An 18672-nucleotide genomic window follows, 5' to 3' on the forward strand; every position below is an offset into this window, starting at 1 on the left:
GTTCGGTGTTTGCAGGGGAGCGGTGTCGCTCGGGGCAGTAGTACGACGAACTTCAGCTGTTGTGCTCCTATAACTCCGACATGACATAATGTTGATTATCGGTTCGGGAACGTTGCTGGGATCGGGGTTGGCGCGGTTCGCGAACTACGTTGTTGCGAGCACTGTTTCGTACGACCGCTGACGTCTCTAGCCCATTGGCTCTCCTAGGCTTTGCGCGCCTTCCTGTGCATCTCGAGTGATGCGGTTTGATTCGCTCTGCGTCATTTATCGCCCAAAGGAAATATTCCTGCCAAATGTGCTATCTAGCGAAATATATTGATTTGCACGACTATTCGCCGCCGCATCCCTCTCTTTCGGGGTTCAGCCACCTTCGCTCAAAACGTCACTGTGACGGAATGTGGGAACTGGAATGGTTTGTGTGAGAGAGCTAAAGGAATGATGGCTGCCTCCTCGACGTCGATTTCAGGTCAGCCGGTGGGCCGTGCTACAGCGTGTCGGCGAGTGATTTGCGGCCGTTGGAGCTTAGGCGGCTTCCAACGCTTCTGCGCCGAAGCTGACCGAACGCTATTCGGTTTCTGCTGCGGAGACCGATTACCGGCTGGTAGTTTCACGTTCGCTGGGCGTGGGCTCAGGTCGGGGCGCATGTCTGGAGGGTCATGAAGAAGACATCTTTGGCGTTGTTCGTCTGTGTCGCTGTGGGTTTCGGAACGGTGTCGGCGGTGGCGCCGACGGCGGAGGCGGTTCCGGCGTTCAGTGAGTATGTGGCGCTGGGTGATTCGTGGGCGGCGGATGTGACGTTGAATCCGTCGACGCTGACCGCGGAGTTCACGCCGGTGTCGTGCTTGCAGAGCCGTAGCAACTATGCGCGGCAGGTGGCGGCGGCGTTGGCGGTGCCGGAGTTCCGGGACGCGTCGTGTGGTGGTGCGGTCACCGACGATATGACCAGGCCGCAGGTATCGAGGCCGGCGACGGGTAATCCCCCGCAGTTCGATCAGCTCAGTCCGTCCACCGATTTGGTGACGGTGCTGATCGGCGGTAACGACGCGGGGTTGGCGGCGGCGGTGCTGGGCTGCATCACTGCGGATCCGGCGGCGACGCCGTGCCTGACGTCGTTCACGGCGGGTGGTGTGGATCGGATGTCGGCGGCTATCGCGCTGGCCGAGCCGAAGGTGGGCGCGGTGTTGCGCGGTATTCGGGAGCGGTCGCCGAAGGCGCGGATTCTGCTGCTGAACTATTTCGAGATCGTGGGCGTCGAGGGCGGGTGTTTTCCGGAGATCCCGATCTCGGATGGGGATGCGGTCTGGTTGGGGCATCGGCTGATCGAGTTGAACGCGATGTTGGCGCGGGTGGCGCGGATCAACGGTGTGGAGCATGTCGATACCTATGCGGGCAGTCACGGTCATGATGCGTGTCAGCCGCCGGGTGTGCGCTGGGGTGAGGGTTTGGTGCCGCTTACCAGTGACCCGGCAGGTCCGGCGGTACCGTTCCATCCGAATCAGCTGGGTTCGGATCATCAGGCGCGCAGTGTGCTGACAGTGCTGGGTCGGTAGCGGCCGGACGCGCCGCTCCCCCGTATCACACTGCGCCCCAACGTAAAGCGTCACTGTGACGGTTGAATAGGGTGCCTGTACCGTCTGGGTCACTCAGGGTAGCCTGGGGTCACCGAGGGAAAAGGTGATCGCCTGTGAGCGCTACGACTATTGCCCGGCAGTGCACGCTGTGTGAGGCCCACTGCGGAATCCTGGTCACCGTCGAGGACCAGCAGGTGACCCGCATCGAGGGTAATCCCGACGATGTCCTGTCCAAGGGTTACATCTGTCCGAAGGCGACGGCGATGGGCGGGCTGCATCACGACCCGGATCGCCTGCGCACTCCGGTGCGTCGGGTGGGTTCCGAGTTCGTGCCGATCGGCTGGGACGAGGCCTTCGCCGAGATCGGGCGGCGGTTGCGCGCGGTGCGCGGCGAGCATGGACCGAGCGCGATCGGTATGTATCTGGGTAACCCGGCGGCGCACAGTTCCTCGGTGATCTATGGCGCGCTGTTGCGGGCGGCGTTGCTGACCAAGCATTTCTTCACTGCCTCCTCGATTGATCAGTTTCCGCAGGAGTTCGTGGCGTGGCGGATGTTCGGGTCGAATCTGTTGATGCCGGTGGCCGATATCGATCGCACCGATCGGCTGGTGGTGCTGGGTGCTAATCCGGCGGTGTCCAATGGGTCGATCACGACGATGCCGGGGGCGAAGCTGCGGATCAAGGATGTGCGCACGCGTGGTGGGAAGGTTGTGGTGATCGACCCGCGGCGCACCGAGACCGCGCGGCTGGCCGATGAGCATGTCGCTGTCACGCCGGGCGGGGATCCGTATCTGCTGCTGGCGATGTTGCATGTGCTGGTCACCGAGAAGCTGTGTGATGAGCGGGCGATCGCGGAACAGTGCTCGGGGTGGGGTGAGATCCGCGCGCTCGTCGCCGATTTCACTCCGGAGCGGGCGGCGCCGATGGCGGGTGTGGACGCGGAGGTCATTCGCCGGTTGGCGCGTGAGCACGCGGCCGCGGGTTCGGCGGTGCTGTATGCCCGGCTCGGGGTGTGCCTGCAGGTGACGGGCACGCTCACGCATTGGCTGGTGAATGTGGTCAACGCGGTCACCGGAAATTTGGACCGGCCAGGCGGGCACATGTTCGCGACCCCGCCGATCGATGCGGCTCGCTTCGGTAAGTATCTGCCGATGGGGCATGGCGCGTGGACCGATAGTTCGGGGCGGTACAAGTCGTTCCGGACCGAATTGCCGGTGGCGGTGCTGACCGACGAGATCCGCAACGGCAGCATCCGGGCGATGGTGACCTATGCGGGCAATCCGGTGCTGTCCACGCCGAACCGTGGTGAATTGGCCGCGGCTTTGGCTGGTCTGGATTTCTATGTCGCGGTGGATATGTACGTCACCGAGACGACTCGCCATGCCGATATCATTCTGCCGCCGATCTCGCCGTTGGAGCGCGAGGATTTGGATGTGCTACTCCCCCTGTTCAGTGTTCGCAATAATTTGCGTTACAACGCTCGTGTCTTCGATCCGCCGGCCGACGGGCTCGAGGATTGGGAGATCATGGCTCGGTTGGTGACCGAGTTGCTGCCGTTGCCCGCGCGGGGTTTCACTACCGGTGCGATCAATCGGCTTTTCGAGCAGTTGAGTCCGATGCGGTTGTCGGCGTTGGGTATCGCGGCGGGTCCCTATGGTGTGCTGCGTCGTGGTCTGAAGGGTTTGACGGTCGGCAAGGTGCGCGCGAGTGCGGGCGGGGTCGATCTGGGTCCGCTGCGGCCGCGGCTGCCTCGGTTGATCGGCACCAAGGACCGCAAAGTGCGGTTGGCGCCATCGGATTTCGTGCGGGCCGCGCGCGCCCTGCTCGACGAGGTGCGGCAGGGTGGGCGGGCCGGCGGCGACGAGTTCGATCTGCGTCTGATCGGTCGCCGTCATCTGCGCAGCAACAATTCGTGGCTGCACAATGTGCCTTCGATGGTGAAGGGCAAGGACCGCTGCACCGCGTTGATGCATCCCGAGGACGCGACGGCTCGCGGTCTCACCGACGGCGTGCCGGTCACTGTCACCTCGCGGACCGGGTCCATCGTGGTGCCGGTCGAGATCAGTGATGAGATCCGTCCCGGCACGATCGCTGTTCCGCACGGCTGGGGTCATCAGGAACCGGGTGTCGGCTGGCTGCTGGCGGCATCGTTGCCGGGCAAGAACGTCAATGTGCTGCACGACCCGGCACTCACCGACACTTTTTCCGGCACGGCCGCGGTCAACAGCACCTGGGTGCGGGTGGACGCCGTGGAATCGGCCGGCACCGAATCGACGGAGACGGCCGCGGTCGTCGGCTGATCGGTCTCAGGTGCTCTGGACGGTGACTCGATAGCCGATCCGGATCTCGCGTCCGATGTGGGCGGTGCCGGAGAGATTCAGCCAGCGGTCGCTGCCGCCGCGTGGGTCCGGTACGTAGGCGGCGTGTACTTTTTCGACCCCGAACGGGAAGCTGCCGGAGGTCGAGGTGGCAATGGCCGTCATCAGCGACGCTTCGGCCCACAGCTGCGGTTCTGCGGTGCCTGCGGTGAGCGCGGGGACTTCGGGCAGGAAGAATCCGAATTGTTCGCCCGGCGCGCTGGAGGTCTGGATCATGACCATCGCGGTCCGGAACAGGCGTGCGTGCCCGCTGTACACCACGCATTCGGGGCTCAGCCGCAACGGTGGCGCGGAGTGCAGCTCTAACTGGACCGCCATGGGCAGACTCTACGGGCGACCGCCGTGCCGTGTCGCGGCATCGGGGGTCAGCCGCGGCCGTCGGCCGATCCGCTACCGACCGGCGTGAACTCCGAGGTCGGAGTCGACGGCTCGATGTCGCAGCGATCATTCAGCGTCAGCTGTCCCGGCCCGGATCATCCTTCCGCCACTGTCGCGAAGCGTTTGGACAGGCTGCCGGGGGTCTGAAGGGCGGTTTCCAACGCGAGGACGGGCGTGAGCTGGAACGTTTGCCGGGAGCCGAGACCTTTGAGCATCGGAAAGTTGCGCTTACCGGCGCGCCCCAGTTTGAGCCAGCGTCCACCCAGCCGACGCCGGAATGTCTCACCGACATACCAGGCCGCGCCGTCGCGCAGTCTCCTGTGTTGCGGCTCCGCGAGTTCTTCCAGGACGGTCATGTTCCTGCGCAGCACGTCCTCGACGGCGGCAAGGGACGCCGGATCGAAGTCCCACACGAACCCGGCCCCGTATTCGGTCACCCACGCCGGGAATTCCGCTTCCTGCTCTGTCAACCAGACACGGACGGCGTCCGTATCTTCTGCGGGCGGGTCTGCCATCGTGCGCTGTTTCTCCGGCTGCCACGACGGGTTGCTGTGCCGGTGTACCTCGACAGCGTGTGCCCAGCGATCGTAGGTCTCGGTCAGCCGGTTCCCGGATCGGTCGGTAACGACATCGCTCAGCAGATCAATCGGTGCCACGGGCGTCAGCTCGAGCACCGGATCAGCGGAAGCGACCGGCCCGTCCGAAGCGGATCGAGTGGGTCCCCAGACCCATTGCCCGCCTGCTACCCGCATCAGGGATTCACCGATGTAGGCAATCATGCCCGCGACGAATTGGCTGACCATCGGCCCGGACAAGTGCCCTGGTGTGGCGAACCGTTCCAGGAGTACGGGCTCCAGCTCCGCGAGCGAGCGCCGAGAGTGATCGAGCCGGATACCACTGTCCTTCAGATCGATATCTCCCAGGCCGAGCAGGAGAAAATAGATCCTGTCGTGCCAGGCCCGAAGCGGGTCCGGTGTCATCGTTGCCTCGTTCCCTGTCGGGCCGAACTGTCCACGCCTACTGCACTTTCCGAAGGTTCGCGAGGAAGCGTATAACGTCACAGCGCTTCGTACCTGAACGCTAGGAAGTCCCCGTGAGATGCGGTAGCGCATCGCCATCCAACCCGGGAATGTCATCGCTGCCCCGCCCCTGATCAGATGGAACCCGCGTCCGTGGTCTGCGGTCCGGGTGTGGTGTAAAAGGCGCGTAGTTCTTCGACGGCGTCATCGAGGGGTTGGGTGCTGTGCTGGATGCGGCACAGGGCGATGGCGCCTTCGACGGCGGCGACGGTGAGGGTGGCGAGGCGGTGGGCGCGGGCGGCGGGGATGTCGTGGCGCAGGAGCAGGGCGGTCAGGGCGGTGTGCCAGCGGGCGAAGATCTCGGTGGCGGCGCGGGCGAGTTCGGGGGTTTCGTCGTTGGATTCCACGGCGACGGCGAAGATCGGGCATCCGGCACGGAAGTTGCTGTCGCGCAGGGATTTACGCCAGAGGGCGGCGAACTGGTCGAGGGCTCGGGCCGGGGTGTTGTCGCGGGTGCAGTGTTCGATGAATTCGCTCATCGCCGCGCCTGCGGCGGTGACCGCGTCACCGAGGAGCTGGGTGCGGCCGCCTGGGAAATGGTGGTACACCGATCCGCGTGGTGCGCCGGTCGCGGCGAGGACGCGATCGACGCTGGTGCCGCTGGCGCCGTGGACGCGCAGGGAGTCGATGGCGCCGGCGATCATCCGCTGCCGTGCGTCGGGCGTACGCGGTCGAGCGGGTCCGGTGCGGGGTCGGCGGGTAGCTGCCACGTCGCCAGTCTATGGGGAACGCCATAAAGCCCGGGGACGGACATACAGCCCGGGGACAGAGGTGATGCCCCGGCCCAGCGCCACCTTTGCCGTAGCGCGGCGCATCTGGTGCGGGACCCCTCCCGAAGCTCGGCACATCCGGTGCGCGACACCTCCGGCGCAGGACATCCGGCGGGAACATCCAGTGCGGGACATCCGAAGCGGCGCCGAGGATCAGGGCACGCGATTGCTGTGGAACTCCAGGAATGCCTCCAAGGTTTCCGCGGGTGCCTCCAACTGCGGGTAATGGCCCACCTTCGGCAGTTCCACGACATCGGCGGCGGGGACGAGTTCGCGGTAGCGCTCTACCATGTGCGCGCCGGAAACGGGATCGAGCAGGCCGTCGATCAAGCGCAGCGGGACGTCGGTGTCGATCAGGGCCCCGACCCAGCGGTCGCGGTGCTTGCGGCGTTCGTCGATGTAGCGGATCAGTTTGTGGCCGTTGCGTTTTCCGTGTTTGCCGCACCACAGCAGCCAGAATTGGTCGAGTTCGGCGGGTGCGGGTTTGGTGTCGGGTCCGAAGACGGCGGCCAGGCTGCGCTGGAAGGTGGATTCGGTGGCCAGCATGCTGAACATCGGCCCGAGTGGCCCGGCGAGGAGTTTCTGGATCGGTCGCGCTCGATGGGTTTCGGGGAACAGGCCGCCGTTGAGCAGGCACACCGATTCGATGACCAGTGTGTCGTCACCCGAGCGTTTGCGTTCGGTGTCGCGGGCGAGCAGTTCCTGGGTGACGGTGTCGCCGTAGTCGTGGGCCAGCAGGTGCACGCGCCGCAAGCCCTGGTCGCGCAACAGTTGCTCGTGCAGGTCGGCTTGGTCGTAGATGGAGTATTCGTAGTCGCGGGGTTTGGCCGACCAGCCGAAGCCGATCATGTCGGGGGCCAGGACCCGGGGGAATCGCGCGCACAGTCCGGCCCAGATCGCATGCCAGTCCCAGGATGCGGTGGGGAACCCGTGCACGCAGAGCAGGGCGCGTTCGGTGCCAGGGTTGTCCTCGGTGGGCATGGTGCCGCTGAAAGCGCTGTCACGCCAGAAGATCTGGTGGCCGCGATGGGTGAACCGGCGGCCGTTGGCCCGCCAGTCCGCGAACTCCTCTTCCACGTCTACCTCCTTGTGCCGACCGGCTTGCGTGTGCGGACCAGCATTGCGCGCGAACGGTACTCGCACCCGCGCTTCGGGCACTGCGGTACATGTCAACTACCAGCGGTGGGGTTCGCCGCCGGTATGCCGGTGAGTGGGAGGCGGTGTGCACGCTCTGCGAGAATGCTGCGGTGCATATGGCGATCGGCCTGGTGGTTCTTGTGGCGTCGGCGGCCAGTCTCGCGGCCTTGGCGCGGCGGTTCGGGGTGTCCGAGCCTTTGGTGCTGACGCTGGCGGGTGTGGCGGCGTCGTATCTGCCGTTCATGCCCGTCGTGCATCTGGATCCCGAGGTGGTGTTGCTGGGGTTGCTGCCGCCGCTGCTCTACACCGCCGCAATCCGCACCTCTCTGGTGGATTTCCGCGCCAATCTGCGCACTATCGCGCTGCTGTCGGTGGGGCTGGTGTTGTTTTCCACTTTTGTGGTGGCGGCGGTGGTGTGGTGGCTGCTGCCGGTGCCGTTCGCGGTGGCGGTGGCGCTGGGTGCGGTGGTGGCGCCGCCGGACGCGGTCGCCGCGACCGCGGTGGCCCGCCGGATCGGGATGCCGCGCCGGATCGTCACGATTCTGGAGGACGAGTCGCTGTTCAACGACGCCACCGCGCTGGTGGCGTTGCGTACCGCGATCGCGGCGTCGGCGGGCACGGTGTCGGTGTGGAACGCGGGCGGTGACTTCCTGCTCGCCGCCGGGGGTGGCGCGCTGGTCGGTATCGTGGTCGCCTATCTGCTGGCATTTCTGCGCCGGCGCATCACCGATCCGGTCCTGGACACCACGCTGTCGTTCCTGGCGCCGTTCGTGGCCTATCTGCCCGCCGAAGAGGTGCACGCTTCCGGGGTGATCGCGGTGGTGGTGTGCGGGATGATCTTGGGCCACAACGCGCCGGTCTGGCAGAGCGCGGCGTCCCGGATCGCCGAGCGCACCAATTGGCGCACCATCCAGTTCATTCTGGAGAGCTCGGTGTTCTTGATCATCGGGTTGCAGGTGCGCCGGATCGTGGAAGACGCCTGGGGTAGCGGTCTGGATCACCGCACGCTGGTGCTGACGGCGTTGGCGGTGCTGGCGGCGGTGGTGCTGGCGCGTCCGCTGTGGGTGTTCCCGTGGGCGGTGCTGTTCGATCGGCTCGGGATGACGACCGTGCCCGCGGATCAGTCGTTGGTCAAGCACGCGACGGTGGTGTCGTGGGCGGGGATGCGCGGGGTGGTGACGTTGGCGGCGGTGCTGTTGCTGCCCGAGGACACACCGCAGTTGGCGGTGTTGAAGCTGCTGGCGCTGGTGGTGGTCGGCGGCACCCTGCTGTTGCAGGGGACCTCGTTGCCGTGGCTGGTGCGTGCCCTGAAACTGCGGGGACCCAGCCGGGCCGAGGACGCGTTGCAGAAGGCGAGTCTGCTCTCCCAGGCCACCACGGCGGGGCTGGCGGTGCTCGACGCGCAGGTCACTCCCGAAACCCCGGAGGCGGTGGTGCAGTCACTGCGGGAACGGGTCGCCTGGAAAACCAATGCGGCCTGGGAACGTCTCGGGCGTTCGGAAGCCGAACAGGCCACTCCCACCGCCGAATATCGGCGGCTGCGCTTGGCGATGCTGGCCGCCGAACGCGAGACGGTGCTGCGGGTGCGTGACGCCGGCGGCATGGACTACGAGATCCTGCAGCATGTGCTGGCGCGGCTCGACCTGGAGGAGTCGATGATCGATCGTTTCGACGAAACCGAGGACGATCGCGTCGAAACCTTGTCCGCGCCCACCTCGGCCGATGACTGCGCGCATCTGCGGGCCGCGCCGCTGGCTCCCGAAGCACTCGGTGCGGCCGAATGCGCGCAATGTGTGGCCGAGGGGCTGACCTGGGTGCATTTGCGGATGTGCCTGTCATGCGGGCAGATCGGCTGCTGCGACTCCTCCCCGGGTAATCACGCCACCGGGCATTTCCGTGAGAGCGCCCATCCGGTGATCCGCAGCATCGAGCCGGGTGAGGCGTGGCGCTGGTGTTATGTCGACGAACTGCTCGGCTGAGGCCGCTCGCGCAGGTGCTGGTCGAAGAACGCGAACACCCGCTGCCAGGCGTCCGCGGTCGCGGCCGCGTTGTGGCCGAATCCGGTGACTCGTAGCAGGCGATCGCCGGGGAAGGTGTTGGCGAAGCCGTGGGTGGTGCGCGGGTAGGTTTTGATGTCGTGCGCGACGCCGAGTTCGGTGAGGGCGCGCTCGAGTTTCGCCGGCGCGCCGGGCAGGGAGGGATCCAGGCCGGCGTAGGAGGCCACGACGGGGCAGGCGCCGTCGAGCAGTGTGCGGTAATCGCCGTAGAGGCCGCCGTAGAACGGGGCCGCGGCATCGAAACCCTTGGGCGCGCACAGCAGGGCGAAACCGCCGCCCATGCAGAAGCCGCTGATCGCGATGCGTCCGGTGCAGTCCGGGTCGGCGCGCAGGCGGTCTCGGGCGGCGAGGATGTCGCGCACCGGTTCGCGGTCGGCTTCGCTGTTGCCGCCGGTGAACCACAGCGCGCGCATCACCGAGCGCATACAGCGGGTGCGCCCGCGGGAGAACAGGTTCGGGGCGATCGCCAGGTAGCCGTGTTCGGCGAGCATGCCGGCGTGGGTGCGCAGATCCGCGCTGTCGCCGGTGATGTCGTGCAGGATCACCACACCCGGCCACGGCCCCTCCCCCTGCGGGCGCGCCAGGACCGCGTGGATCGGGCCGTCGGGTGCGTCCAATTCGATGTGCTCCATGTACACCGAATCTAGATCACTGTCTCAGACGTGTACATATCGGCGCGCGGTCAAGCCTGGGCCGATTCCGCGCCGCGTTCGCGCCGCCAGCTGCGGATTCCGCGGTGCGCGGCGTAGGCGCCGACGATGGCGACCACGCACCATACGGTGATCGCGGCGTAGGCCAGGGGTGCGGACAGGTCGCCGATCGAGGCGCCCAGGGCGGTGTAGACGAATGAGCGCGGCGCCGAACCGATGAACGCGCCGACCGCCATCTGCCACATCGGCACACCGAACGCGCCGAAGGTGTAGGAGGCCAACGCATCCGGTGCGCCCGGGACGAAGCGTTGGCCGACCACGGCCCACAGTCCGCGCCGGGCGATCTGTGCGTCGATGCGATCCGCGCGCTCGGCGCCGAGTACCCCGCGGGCACTGCGGCGTCCGGCTCGCCGGCCCAGGAAAGCGCACAGCACCGCCGCACCGACCGTCGCGCCGAGGGTGACGAAGGTGCCGAGCAGCGGACCGAACAGCAATCCGCTGCCTGCGGCGAGGAGGGGGCCCGGGATCAGCGCGGCCCCGAGCACCGCCGAAACGATCACATAGACCAGCGGGGCCGCGGGGCCGGTCTCGGCGACCAGGTCGCGCACGGCGTCGATGTCGATGATTCGTGCGACCGCGACGAAGTAGAACATGGCGAGCAGGAACCCCGCGTACAGCGCGAGTCGCACGCCGTGGCGCCAGCGGCCGGTCTCGGCGATGTCGTCGTTGTCTGTCATGGTGCGATCCACCCTGCCGCACGGGTGGCGGGCTCGCGAATCGAGGTCGCGGTCTCAGGCTCTGGTCAGCGGGGTCTTCACTTCTCGCGGGGATTTGTCGATGCGAATGCCGCGCCAGCTCGGGTGGCGCAGGCCTTCGGGGCTGGCCTCGCGGTATTCGACGTCGGCGACGATGGTGGGGTCGACCCAGTGTGCGGTGCGTGCGACCACGGCCGGGGGGTCGATGTCGAAGGGGCTGTCGGAGCGCGCGATTCGGTCGAGGTCGGTTTGCAGGGCGCGCCGGGCGGGCAGGGTCCAGCCGGTGCCGACGTTGCCGATGTGGACCAGGCGGCCGGCGTCGTCGTAGGCGCCCAGGATCAGTGAGCCGAAGGTGGTGGAGAAGCGGCCGCTGCCGGGGAGCCAGCCCGCGACGATGGCTTCGGTGGTGTGGCGGAACGGGGTTTTGATCCAGGCCGGGGAGCGGGTGCCGGGACGGTAGGTCGAGGTGAGCAGCTTGCTGACGATGCCCTCGAGGTGATGTTCGTGGGCCAGCGCCACCATGGTCGGGACATCGACATCGACCCAGTACGGGGAGGTGCGCACGCCGGGGCCTTCCAGGTCCAGTGCGGCGAGCCGGTCTCGGCGTTCCTGGTACGGCAAGCTCATCAGCGACTCTCCTTCCAGTTCCAGCAAATCGAAAGCGAAGTATTCGACCGGTACCTCCCGCTGCAGTGCCGGCGAGGGGTTGAGGACGTGCATGCGCCGCTGCAGCCGCCCGAAGGACGGCGCGCCGGTGCCGGGTTCGGGGGCGGTGATCTCACCGTCGATCACGAAGCGTCGTCCGGCCGCCAATTCGGTTAGCGCACTGGATAATTCGGGATAAGAGCGGGTGATGTCGCGGTTGTTGCGGCTGAAGAACCGGCAGGAGTCGCCATCGCATCGGATGACCGCGCGGATGCCGTCCCACTTCATCTCGATCGCCCAGCGGCCCGGCTGATCGGGCGGCCGTCCTGCGGTCGCCAGCATGGGAGACGGTACCGATGCCACCGCGCCAGCGTATGTCCAGCAAACTTTGATGTGGAGGTGTTTCAGACACGGTTCGGCAACGGTGGGCTTCGCTCAGAGCTGGAAGGTGAGACGGGCGGGGTTGAGGTAGTCGGCCGGATCATGCAGCGAACGCAGTTCCGGTCGCGAATCCGACGGCAGGCGCGCCAGCTCCGCCCGCAGCGGCGGATCGTAGGCGGCGGCGCTGGAGGTGAGCCCGGGTAGCCAATTGTCGTGATGGGTCGGCACGAACAGCGACGGCCGCAGCGCCTCGATGTAGGTGCGGGGATCGCGCAACCCGTTGGTGAACTGGTTGAAGCCCTGGATCGTGCCGACATGCAGATCGGTGGCGGGAAGACCGGCGAGCACCTCGAGCACCTGCGGGGCCTTCTCGATCAGCGGGCCCGCCGAGTCGTGCCACACCAGGCAGAACCCGGGCACCCGGAACTGATAGAGCAGCACCCCGTTCTCGGCGTCGAGCAGGCGCGGCAGGTTGTGCAGCACACCTTCGAGTGCGGGCGGATGCCGCACCAGCGCGCACAACTCCGGCGCCGGGATGAACGGGGACGCCGGATCGTCGCGATCGGGCGCGGTCGGCCCGGAATGCAGGTGCCGGATCGCGGTGACCGCCACCGCCCCGACCGTGCAGTCGTGCCGCTGCCCGATCGGGGTGCTCGCATCACCGAGGGCGACGGTCGCGAACGCCGGGTCCGGTACCTGCGCGCGGATCGCGGCACAGTGCTCGGCCGTCCCGTGCACCACCGCACCGCAGGCCTGCGCGATCCGGCCCGCGTCGGCCGCATGATCGAAATGCCCGTGCCCGATGAAAATCGCCTCCGGCCGCAGATCGGCGAGATCCTGCGGTGTCGCCGGGGAGTAGCCGGAGCTGGTCAGCCGCGGCACCCACGCATCGAGCAGCAGGACCGAACCGGCGAAAGCCACCGCATAGGTCGCACAGCCCACCCACGACAGCACGACCCGATCCGAGCGCACCGCACCGGTCTCGGGATCGACGTTCTCGACCCCGAAGAACCGCTGCCGCGCACCGACCGTGCGCGGGTCACCCGGCTGGGCCGAGGCCCGCAACCGCCCGGCGCCCAGCAGCACCCCGGCCCCCAGCACCCCGCCCAATACCGTTCGCCGCCCGATCAGCCGCCGAGGATCCAGATTGCACACGCGTGCAGCCCACCATGAAACACGTTCCGCGACAAGGGCGGTGCGCCGAGAAAGCCCACGCGTCCTCGGCGCACCGGAACCAGGTCGTATGCCGAGCCCGGGACGGAGTTCGTATGCCGGGCGTCGGGTCGAGCTTCTTGCGGCCGCGGTGCACTCACCGACCGAATGCCACCGACGCGCATGCCACCAGCACGCTGTAGCCGACGCGCCAGGGTCAGAGCTGAATACCCAGCAGGGCGTCGACGGTGGCGGTGATCAGGGCCGGGGCGTCCGCGTCCGGGCCGCCGTAGGACAAGGCTTGTTCGGCCCAGTTGTCCACCGCGGCAAGGGCTTTGGGAGTGTCCAGGTCGTCGGCCAGGTGCTGGCGCAGGCGGGCGACGGTATCGGTGGCCGACGGGCCGGTGGACCGGGCGGCGGCGCGCCGCCACAGGTCGAGGCGGCGTTCGGCGCCGGCGAGTACCGCCTCGGTCCACATGCGGTCGGCGCGGTAGTGGCCGGCGAGCAAGCCCAGTCGGATCGCGGCCGGGTCGGTGCCCGCGCGGCGCAGCTTGGAGACCAGCACCAAGTTGCCCTTGGATTTCGACATCTTCTCGCCGTCCAAACCGATCAGACCGGCGTGCACGTAGTGGCGGGCGAAACGGCGGGTGTCGCCGAGCGCTTCGGCGTGCGCGGCGGAGTATTCGTGATGAGGGTAGATGAGGTCGCTGCCGCCGCCCTGGATATCGAATTCGGGGCCGAGACGGTTCAGGGCGATCGCGGCGCACTCGATGTGCCAGCCGGGCCGTCCCGCGCCGAAGGGGGCGGGCCAGGACGGTTCGTCAGGACGGGCGGCGCGCCACAGCAGGGCGTCGATGGTGTCGCGTTTGCCAGGGCGATCCGGGTCGCCGCCGCGTTCGGCGAACAAACGCTCCATGGTGGCCCGGTCGTAGCCCGATTCGTAGCCGAACTGTTCGGTGGCGTCGGCACGGAAGTAGATGTCGGGGTATTCGGCGTCCTCGACGGTGTAGGCGGCGCCCGCGGCGAGCAGCTTCTCCACCAGCTCCACCACCTCGTCCACCGATTCGATGGCGCCGATGTAGTCGCGCGGCGGCACGATGCGCAACGCGGTCATGTCCTCGCGGAACAGGTTGATCTCGCGAGTGCCCAGCTCGCGCCAGTCCAAGCCGTCGCGGGCTGCGCGCTCGAACAGCGGGTCGTCGACGTCGGTGACGTTCTGCACGTAGTGCACGTCGTGGCCGGCGTCGCGCCACAACCGGTAGACCAGGTCGAAGGTCAGATAGGTCGCGGCATGCCCGAGGTGGGTGGCGTCATAGGGGGTGATGCCGCAGACGTACATGGTCGCCGTGGGCCCGGGGGTGACCGGCCGCACCTGCCGGTCGGCGGTGTCGTACAACCGCAACGGCGGCCCTGCTCCGGGGACGGCGGGGATGGCGAGATCGGACCAGGACTGCATGATTCGAGGGTAAAGGTGTGGTCGAGCCGCCCGCGTCCCGGGCTCGCCGAGCGTCCTCCCGCCGACGCCGCTACCCCGCCGTCGAGCTGGGCAAATCGGGTTCACGACAGATGTCAACGGTTTGGCTCAGGCGGAATCCGACAGCGCCGGTCGCGGCGCATGACGGGGATCACGCCGCCGCAGGAAAATCGGTTGACCAGCCCGGCTCGGTCGCAGCGCGGCTCGCCGAGATGAACTTCGTCTACCGCGACGCGGCGCGGCCGGTGCAGGAAAGCACTGGACCACACCCCCGGACCGAGTCCGACGATGGCATCGGGCGAACACCCTTAGAGCCACACCGCGAGCGCCGATCAGCCGACACGACGAGCTCCTTCTACCGAAGCCGGACCGAAGACGAGCTTGGAAGACCTACTCGACGGCATCCGCGGCCGCCTGCTGCTCTACAGCGAACCCTTCGCTTGCACCCACCGATGGCCCCAAAGTCTGCGGCCGGCCCGTTCACCGCGGATGCACGCTCGTCGCCGCAGCCCCGTAGACGAATTCCGACTCGTCACATTCGGCGATGAAATCGGCGGGGAAGCCGCGTTCGAACGGTGCGGACGATTCCAGGGTGGTGATCGCGGCGGCGGGGAGTTCGAGGTCGAGGGCGGCGAGGTTGTCGCGTAGCTGGGTGACGTCGCGGGGGCCGATGATCGGTAGGACCGCGGCGGAGCGGTGCCGAGTCCAGGCGAGTGCGACTTGGGCGGGGGTGGCGCCCAGGTCGGCGGCGACTTCGGCGACCGCGGCGGCCGCCGCGCGTTCGGTGTCGGTGAGATCGGCCGGGGTGACTCGCCGGCTCGACGCGCTGACAGTCAGTTTGCCGCCGGCCAGGGGCGCCCACGCGGTGACGCTCAAACCCAGGGTTTCCGCCATCGGCAGCAGTTCGCGTTCGATGTCGCGGGAGAGCAGGCTGTAGGGCACCTGCACCCCGGAGAACGGTGTCCAGCCGCGCCATTCGGCCAGCGTGTTCGCGCGCGCGACCACCCAGGAGGGTGCGTCGGAGACACCCAGGTACAGCACCTTGCCCGCGCGCACCGCGTCGTCCAGCGCGCGCATCGTCTCCTCCAGCGGAGTGTGCCGATCCCAGACGTGCACCCAGTAGATATCGAGATAGTCGGTGCGTAACCGGCGCAGGCTCTGTTCCAGTGACAACGTCAAGTTCTTGCGGTGATTGCCCGCGGCGTTGGGGTCGGCGGCGTCGCGGGTGAGGGTGTATTTGCTGCCGAGGACGAACCGGTCCCGGTGCTCGATGATCTGCCCGAGCACCTCCTCGCTGGTGCCATAGGCCGAGGCGGTGTCGAGCACATTGCCGCCCGCCTCGGCATAGGCGGCAAGCACGGGCCGTGCCTGCTCGGGATCACGAAAACCCATGGTGCCCAAGATGATTTCCGAGACCCGCAGTCCGGTCGAGCCGAAGAGTCGATAGCGCATGCACCCAGTCTGGTGCAGGCCGCGCCCGGCTAGGGAGACCCTGTCAGGGCTACCATCAGCACCCGGCACGGCCGACATCACCGGCCTTCGACGAGGATTAGGCTCGATGTCATGCCGCGCGCCTTGACCGATCTCCCCTACGCCCGTCACCTGCAACCCTTCGACGGTGAGCTCGAGGCCGATCAGGAATACGACAACCTCCATCTCGCCGGCTGCCATTTCGATGCCCCGGATTGCCGGGGTTCGCGTTTCACCGAGTCCGTGCTGACGGAGTCGACCGTCACCCAGGGCAGTCTGCGGTTCACCCGTTTCGCCGATGTGTGGATGCGCGGAGTGCGGCTGGTCGGCACGAATCTGGGCCAAACCGATTGGCAGGACGCCGAATTGGTCGATTCGGCATGGTCGGGGGTCGAAATCGTCAGCGCCGGTTTGCGCCGGATCCGTTTCGAAGGCTGCAAATTCGAGGGGGTCAATTTCCGCAACGCGAATCTGCGGGAGGTGCAGTTCGTGGACTGCGTGCTGCGTGATGTCGACTTCGCCGAGTCGGCGCTGCGGCAAATCACTGTTCCCGGCTCGACGCTGACACGTATCGCGCTGGACCGGGCGCGGTTGCAGGATGTGGACCTGCGCGGCGCCCGGACCATCGATATCGCCAGCGGCCTGGACGCGCTGCGCGGGGCCACCGTCAACTACGGGCAGCTGATGGATCTCGCGCCCGCGTTCGCCCAGAACGCGGGCATTATCGTGCGCGACTAGGGCTGCGCTGGCTCACGCCGGATAGGTGCGGTCCAGCCATTGCTGGAAGCTCGGCCCGGCGAGGACCGCGTCCGGACCGGGCAGCAGCGCGCCGTCGGCCTGCGCCCGATGGTTGGGGTCGGTGGTGTCGAGGATTTCCTCGACATGGCGTGGATATCCGCGCCGCGCCGCCAGTTTCGCGGTCGCGGCCGCGAGGTCGAGCGCTTCGGGACCGGCGATGTCGAGCCGGTCGGGGGCCTGCTCCGCGACCGCGATTTCCGCGAGGTGCTCGGCCACGGTGCGGGCCGCGACCAGCTGGGTGCGCGTTTTCGGGACGGCGGCGGTGTCGCCCTGGGTCGTCCACTCGAGCATCATTTCGGTGAACTCGTGGAACTGGGCGGCCCGCAGGATCCGCACCGGCACCGGTCCTTCCTGATAGGCCTGCTCATGGGCGAGCTTGCCCGCGTAATGCCCGGCGGGCAAACGCTCGATACCGATGATCGACACGAGCGCGATCCGCCGCACCCCGGCGTCCACGGACTCCTGCTGGATGTTGCGGGCGATGGTGCGGAAATAGTCGCGCACCGCCGCGGTGTCGGTGGTCGAGGCGTTGGTCGCGTCGATCACCACCTGCGCTCCGGTCAACGCGCCGGGCAGTCCCGCGCCGCTGTAGACATCCACACCCGCCGACCGGGTGAGCGCCGCCACCTCGTGCCCTCGCTGCCGTAAGACGGCCGACACCTCACGGCCGATCCGTCCGCTCGCTCCGATTACCGCGATCCGCATTGCCAACCTCCTGTGTTTGCGGTCTGTCGCGGAGTTGACGACACAGCGGCGCGTGGTGTGACATTCGGCGTGCGGCACAGTGGTCGGCATGCGTATCGCGGTGTATCTGGCTCACCCTGTCCCCGGCAGCTTCAACCACGCGCTCTTCGACGCGGTGATCGACGAATTGCGGGCAATGGCAGTCGATGTCATCGCGCACGACCTGTACGCCGAAGGCTTCGACCCGGTGCTGGGCGCGGCGGAAACCGGGACCGTCGCCGAAGCGCCGGTCACCGACGACCTGGTGCGCCGCCACCAGCGGGAACTGCTCGAACTCGATGCCTTGGTGTTCATCCACCCCAATTGGTGGGGTATGCCGCCCGCGATCCTGTCCGGCTGGATCCAGCGCGTCCTCACCCCCGCCGTCGCCTACAAACTCGACTCGGCCGCGGGCACACCCAGCGGGCTGCTACGCGCGGACCGCGCGCTGATCCTCAATACCTCCGACACCACCGTCGAGCGGGAACAGACGATCTTCGGCGACCCCCTCGAGCGGATCTGGACCGCCTGCGTCCTGCCCTACATCGGCGTCGAGGACATCCGGCGCACCGTGTTCCGCACGGTGACCGACTCGACCCCCGAAACCCGCACCCGCTGGCTCGGCGAAGCCCGCGCCCTGGCCCGTGATTGCGCGAGCGCACATTTCACCGGCGGCGCGTGAGGACTCCACGGATGAAGGCGGCTTGCCCGGCGTGCTGGATGTCGTCGTCGATCACGCTGATCAACCGGACACCGAGGGTGACCGGCGGGTCCCACCGGGTGTCGACCACCCGGGACAGGTCGGTGTCGGTGAGCCCGCGGACATAGTCGAGGGTTGCGGCGTGCACGGCGTCGTAGTAGCCCAGGAGCAGTTCGGCGGTGATTCCGCGCAGGCCGTCGATGTCGGCGGCGTCGTGGCCGTAGCCGGTGTCGGTTTCCTCGAACGGTAAGTCGAACCGTTTCACCCAGCCGGCCGAGGTCCACACCTGCTCGCGGCCGGCGACCTCGGCGACGTGGTCGTCCTGCACGCGGGTCAGATGCCACAGCAGCCAGGCGATGGAGTTGGCCGCGGGGTCCAGGCGCGCGGCCAGCTCCTCGGTGGTGAGGTCGGCGACCGCGCCGTGCACGTTCTGCTGGACTCGGCCGAAGGCGTCGATCAACAACTCAGCACTGGTCATGCGCTGATTCAACTCGATGTGGGCCGGGTTATTCCCGTGTTTCACCGATCCGCGACGCCCGCACCGCAAGCGGCCG

17 protein-coding genes are annotated in these 18672 nt (G+C 67.5%); 5 read left to right on the top strand and 12 right to left on the bottom strand.

Annotation, left to right across the window (positions count from 1 at the left end; all coding sequences use genetic code 11):
- Window positions 1–656 precede the first annotated feature (656 nt).
- Both BJ987_RS24635 and BJ987_RS24640 read left to right on the top strand, forming a co-directional pair.
- Complete coding sequence (locus tag BJ987_RS24635) at window positions 657–1550, top strand: SGNH/GDSL hydrolase family protein (RefSeq protein ID WP_209894617.1); 894 nt, start codon at window positions 657–659, stop codon at window positions 1548–1550.
- Between the two features lie 134 nt (window positions 1551–1684).
- A complete protein-coding gene (locus tag BJ987_RS24640) occupies window positions 1685–3871 on the top strand; it encodes a molybdopterin oxidoreductase family protein (protein ID WP_209894621.1) in 2187 nt (728 codons plus the stop codon).
- Between the two features lie 6 nt (window positions 3872–3877).
- On the opposite strand, the gene BJ987_RS24645 is transcribed toward BJ987_RS24640, so the two are convergent.
- From BJ987_RS24645 to BJ987_RS24660, 4 genes are all read right to left on the bottom strand, one after another.
- Window positions 3878–4267 carry a hypothetical protein gene (locus tag BJ987_RS24645; RefSeq protein WP_209894624.1) on the bottom strand — a complete coding sequence of 130 codons (390 nt, stop codon included), beginning with the start codon at window positions 4265–4267 and terminating at the stop codon, window positions 3878–3880.
- Between the two features lie 155 nt (window positions 4268–4422).
- Window positions 4423–5307 carry a hypothetical protein gene (locus tag BJ987_RS24650; protein ID WP_209894627.1) on the bottom strand — a complete coding sequence of 295 codons (885 nt, stop codon included), beginning with the start codon at window positions 5305–5307 and terminating at the stop codon, window positions 4423–4425.
- A 173-nt stretch (window positions 5308–5480) separates the two neighbouring features.
- The gene (locus tag BJ987_RS24655; protein WP_307869744.1) at window positions 5481–6116 is read right to left on the bottom strand and encodes a TetR/AcrR family transcriptional regulator; all 636 of its coding nucleotides are present in this window, start codon (window positions 6114–6116) and stop codon (window positions 5481–5483) included.
- 213 nt (window positions 6117–6329) lie between these two features.
- On the bottom strand, window positions 6330–7253 hold the full coding sequence (locus BJ987_RS24660; RefSeq protein ID WP_307869745.1) for an alpha/beta fold hydrolase: 924 nt from the start codon (window positions 7251–7253) through the stop codon (window positions 6330–6332).
- A 176-nt stretch (window positions 7254–7429) separates the two neighbouring features.
- Here BJ987_RS24660 and BJ987_RS24665 point away from each other — a divergent pair, with 176 nt between their 5' ends.
- Complete coding sequence (locus BJ987_RS24665; protein ID WP_209899003.1) at window positions 7430–9292, top strand: Na+/H+ antiporter; 1863 nt, start codon at window positions 7430–7432, stop codon at window positions 9290–9292.
- Here the strand turns inward: BJ987_RS24665 and BJ987_RS24670 are convergent.
- The 6 genes from BJ987_RS24670 to BJ987_RS24695 form a co-directional block, all read right to left on the bottom strand.
- Complete coding sequence (locus BJ987_RS24670) at window positions 9268–10002, bottom strand: dienelactone hydrolase family protein (protein ID WP_209894631.1); 735 nt, start codon at window positions 10000–10002, stop codon at window positions 9268–9270. The genes BJ987_RS24665 and BJ987_RS24670 overlap by 25 nt on opposite strands.
- 50 nt (window positions 10003–10052) lie before the next feature.
- Window positions 10053–10757 carry a TVP38/TMEM64 family protein gene (locus tag BJ987_RS24675; protein ID WP_209894634.1) on the bottom strand — a complete coding sequence of 235 codons (705 nt, stop codon included), beginning with the start codon at window positions 10755–10757 and terminating at the stop codon, window positions 10053–10055.
- Between the two features lie 54 nt (window positions 10758–10811).
- Complete coding sequence (locus BJ987_RS24680; protein ID WP_443677957.1) at window positions 10812–11783, bottom strand: ATP-dependent DNA ligase; 972 nt, start codon at window positions 11781–11783, stop codon at window positions 10812–10814.
- A 72-nt stretch (window positions 11784–11855) separates the two neighbouring features.
- Window positions 11856–12956, bottom strand: a complete 1101-nt coding sequence (locus tag BJ987_RS24685) for an MBL fold metallo-hydrolase (protein ID WP_209894637.1) — start codon at window positions 12954–12956, stop codon at window positions 11856–11858.
- A 214-nt stretch (window positions 12957–13170) separates the two neighbouring features.
- Window positions 13171–14409, bottom strand: a complete 1239-nt coding sequence (gene mshC / locus BJ987_RS24690) for a cysteine--1-D-myo-inosityl 2-amino-2-deoxy-alpha-D-glucopyranoside ligase (protein ID WP_209894640.1) — start codon at window positions 14407–14409, stop codon at window positions 13171–13173.
- A 498-nt stretch (window positions 14410–14907) separates the two neighbouring features.
- Entirely contained in the window at window positions 14908–15879 is a 972-nt protein-coding gene (locus tag BJ987_RS24695) for an aldo/keto reductase (RefSeq protein ID WP_209894644.1), read from the bottom strand.
- Between the two features lie 111 nt (window positions 15880–15990).
- Between BJ987_RS24695 and BJ987_RS24700 the strand changes: the two genes are divergently transcribed.
- Window positions 15991–16635, top strand: coding sequence for a pentapeptide repeat-containing protein (locus BJ987_RS24700; RefSeq protein WP_209894647.1), 645 nt, complete (start codon window positions 15991–15993; stop codon window positions 16633–16635).
- 12 nt (window positions 16636–16647) lie between these two features.
- Here BJ987_RS24700 and BJ987_RS24705 read toward each other — a convergent pair whose 3' ends face one another.
- On the bottom strand, window positions 16648–17400 hold the full coding sequence (locus BJ987_RS24705) for an SDR family oxidoreductase (RefSeq protein WP_209894650.1): 753 nt from the start codon (window positions 17398–17400) through the stop codon (window positions 16648–16650).
- A gap of 88 nt (window positions 17401–17488) precedes the next feature.
- Between BJ987_RS24705 and BJ987_RS24710 the strand changes: the two genes are divergently transcribed.
- Window positions 17489–18100, top strand: coding sequence for an NAD(P)H-dependent oxidoreductase (locus BJ987_RS24710; protein ID WP_209894653.1), 612 nt, complete (start codon window positions 17489–17491; stop codon window positions 18098–18100).
- Here BJ987_RS24710 and BJ987_RS24715 read toward each other — a convergent pair.
- Entirely contained in the window at window positions 18084–18596 is a 513-nt protein-coding gene (locus tag BJ987_RS24715) for a mycothiol transferase (RefSeq protein ID WP_209894656.1), read from the bottom strand. The genes BJ987_RS24710 and BJ987_RS24715 overlap by 17 nt on opposite strands.
- Between the last annotated feature and the right edge of the window lie 76 nt (window positions 18597–18672).

It is taken from the genome of Nocardia goodfellowii (genome assembly GCF_017875645.1).
Lineage (GTDB): Bacteria > Actinomycetota > Actinomycetes > Mycobacteriales > Mycobacteriaceae > Nocardia > Nocardia goodfellowii.

What these genes read in the sequence shown, in the direction of transcription:
- BJ987_RS24665 (WP_209899003.1), top strand. Translation starts at nt 7,430, where the DNA reads ATGGCGATCGGCCTGGTGGTTCTTGTGGCGTCGGCGGCCAGTCTCGCG.
- BJ987_RS24645 (WP_209894624.1), bottom strand. Translation starts at nt 4,267, where the DNA reads ATGGCGGTCCAGTTAGAGCTGCACTCCGCGCCACCGTTGCGGCTGAGC.
- BJ987_RS24705 (WP_209894650.1), bottom strand. Translation starts at nt 17,400, where the DNA reads ATGCGGATCGCGGTAATCGGAGCGAGCGGACGGATCGGCCGTGAGGTG.
- BJ987_RS24710 (WP_209894653.1), top strand. Translation starts at nt 17,489, where the DNA reads ATGCGTATCGCGGTGTATCTGGCTCACCCTGTCCCCGGCAGCTTCAAC.
- BJ987_RS24635 (WP_209894617.1), top strand. Translation starts at nt 657, where the DNA reads ATGAAGAAGACATCTTTGGCGTTGTTCGTCTGTGTCGCTGTGGGTTTC.
- BJ987_RS24650 (WP_209894627.1), bottom strand. Translation starts at nt 5,307, where the DNA reads ATGACACCGGACCCGCTTCGGGCCTGGCACGACAGGATCTATTTTCTC.
- mshC (WP_209894640.1), bottom strand. Translation starts at nt 14,409, where the DNA reads ATGCAGTCCTGGTCCGATCTCGCCATCCCCGCCGTCCCCGGAGCAGGG.
- BJ987_RS24695 (WP_209894644.1), bottom strand. Translation starts at nt 15,879, where the DNA reads ATGCGCTATCGACTCTTCGGCTCGACCGGACTGCGGGTCTCGGAAATC.
- BJ987_RS24670 (WP_209894631.1), bottom strand. Translation starts at nt 10,002, where the DNA reads ATGGAGCACATCGAATTGGACGCACCCGACGGCCCGATCCACGCGGTC.
- BJ987_RS24715 (WP_209894656.1), bottom strand. Translation starts at nt 18,596, where the DNA reads ATGACCAGTGCTGAGTTGTTGATCGACGCCTTCGGCCGAGTCCAGCAG.
- BJ987_RS24700 (WP_209894647.1), top strand. Translation starts at nt 15,991, where the DNA reads ATGCCGCGCGCCTTGACCGATCTCCCCTACGCCCGTCACCTGCAACCC.
- BJ987_RS24675 (WP_209894634.1), bottom strand. Translation starts at nt 10,757, where the DNA reads ATGACAGACAACGACGACATCGCCGAGACCGGCCGCTGGCGCCACGGC.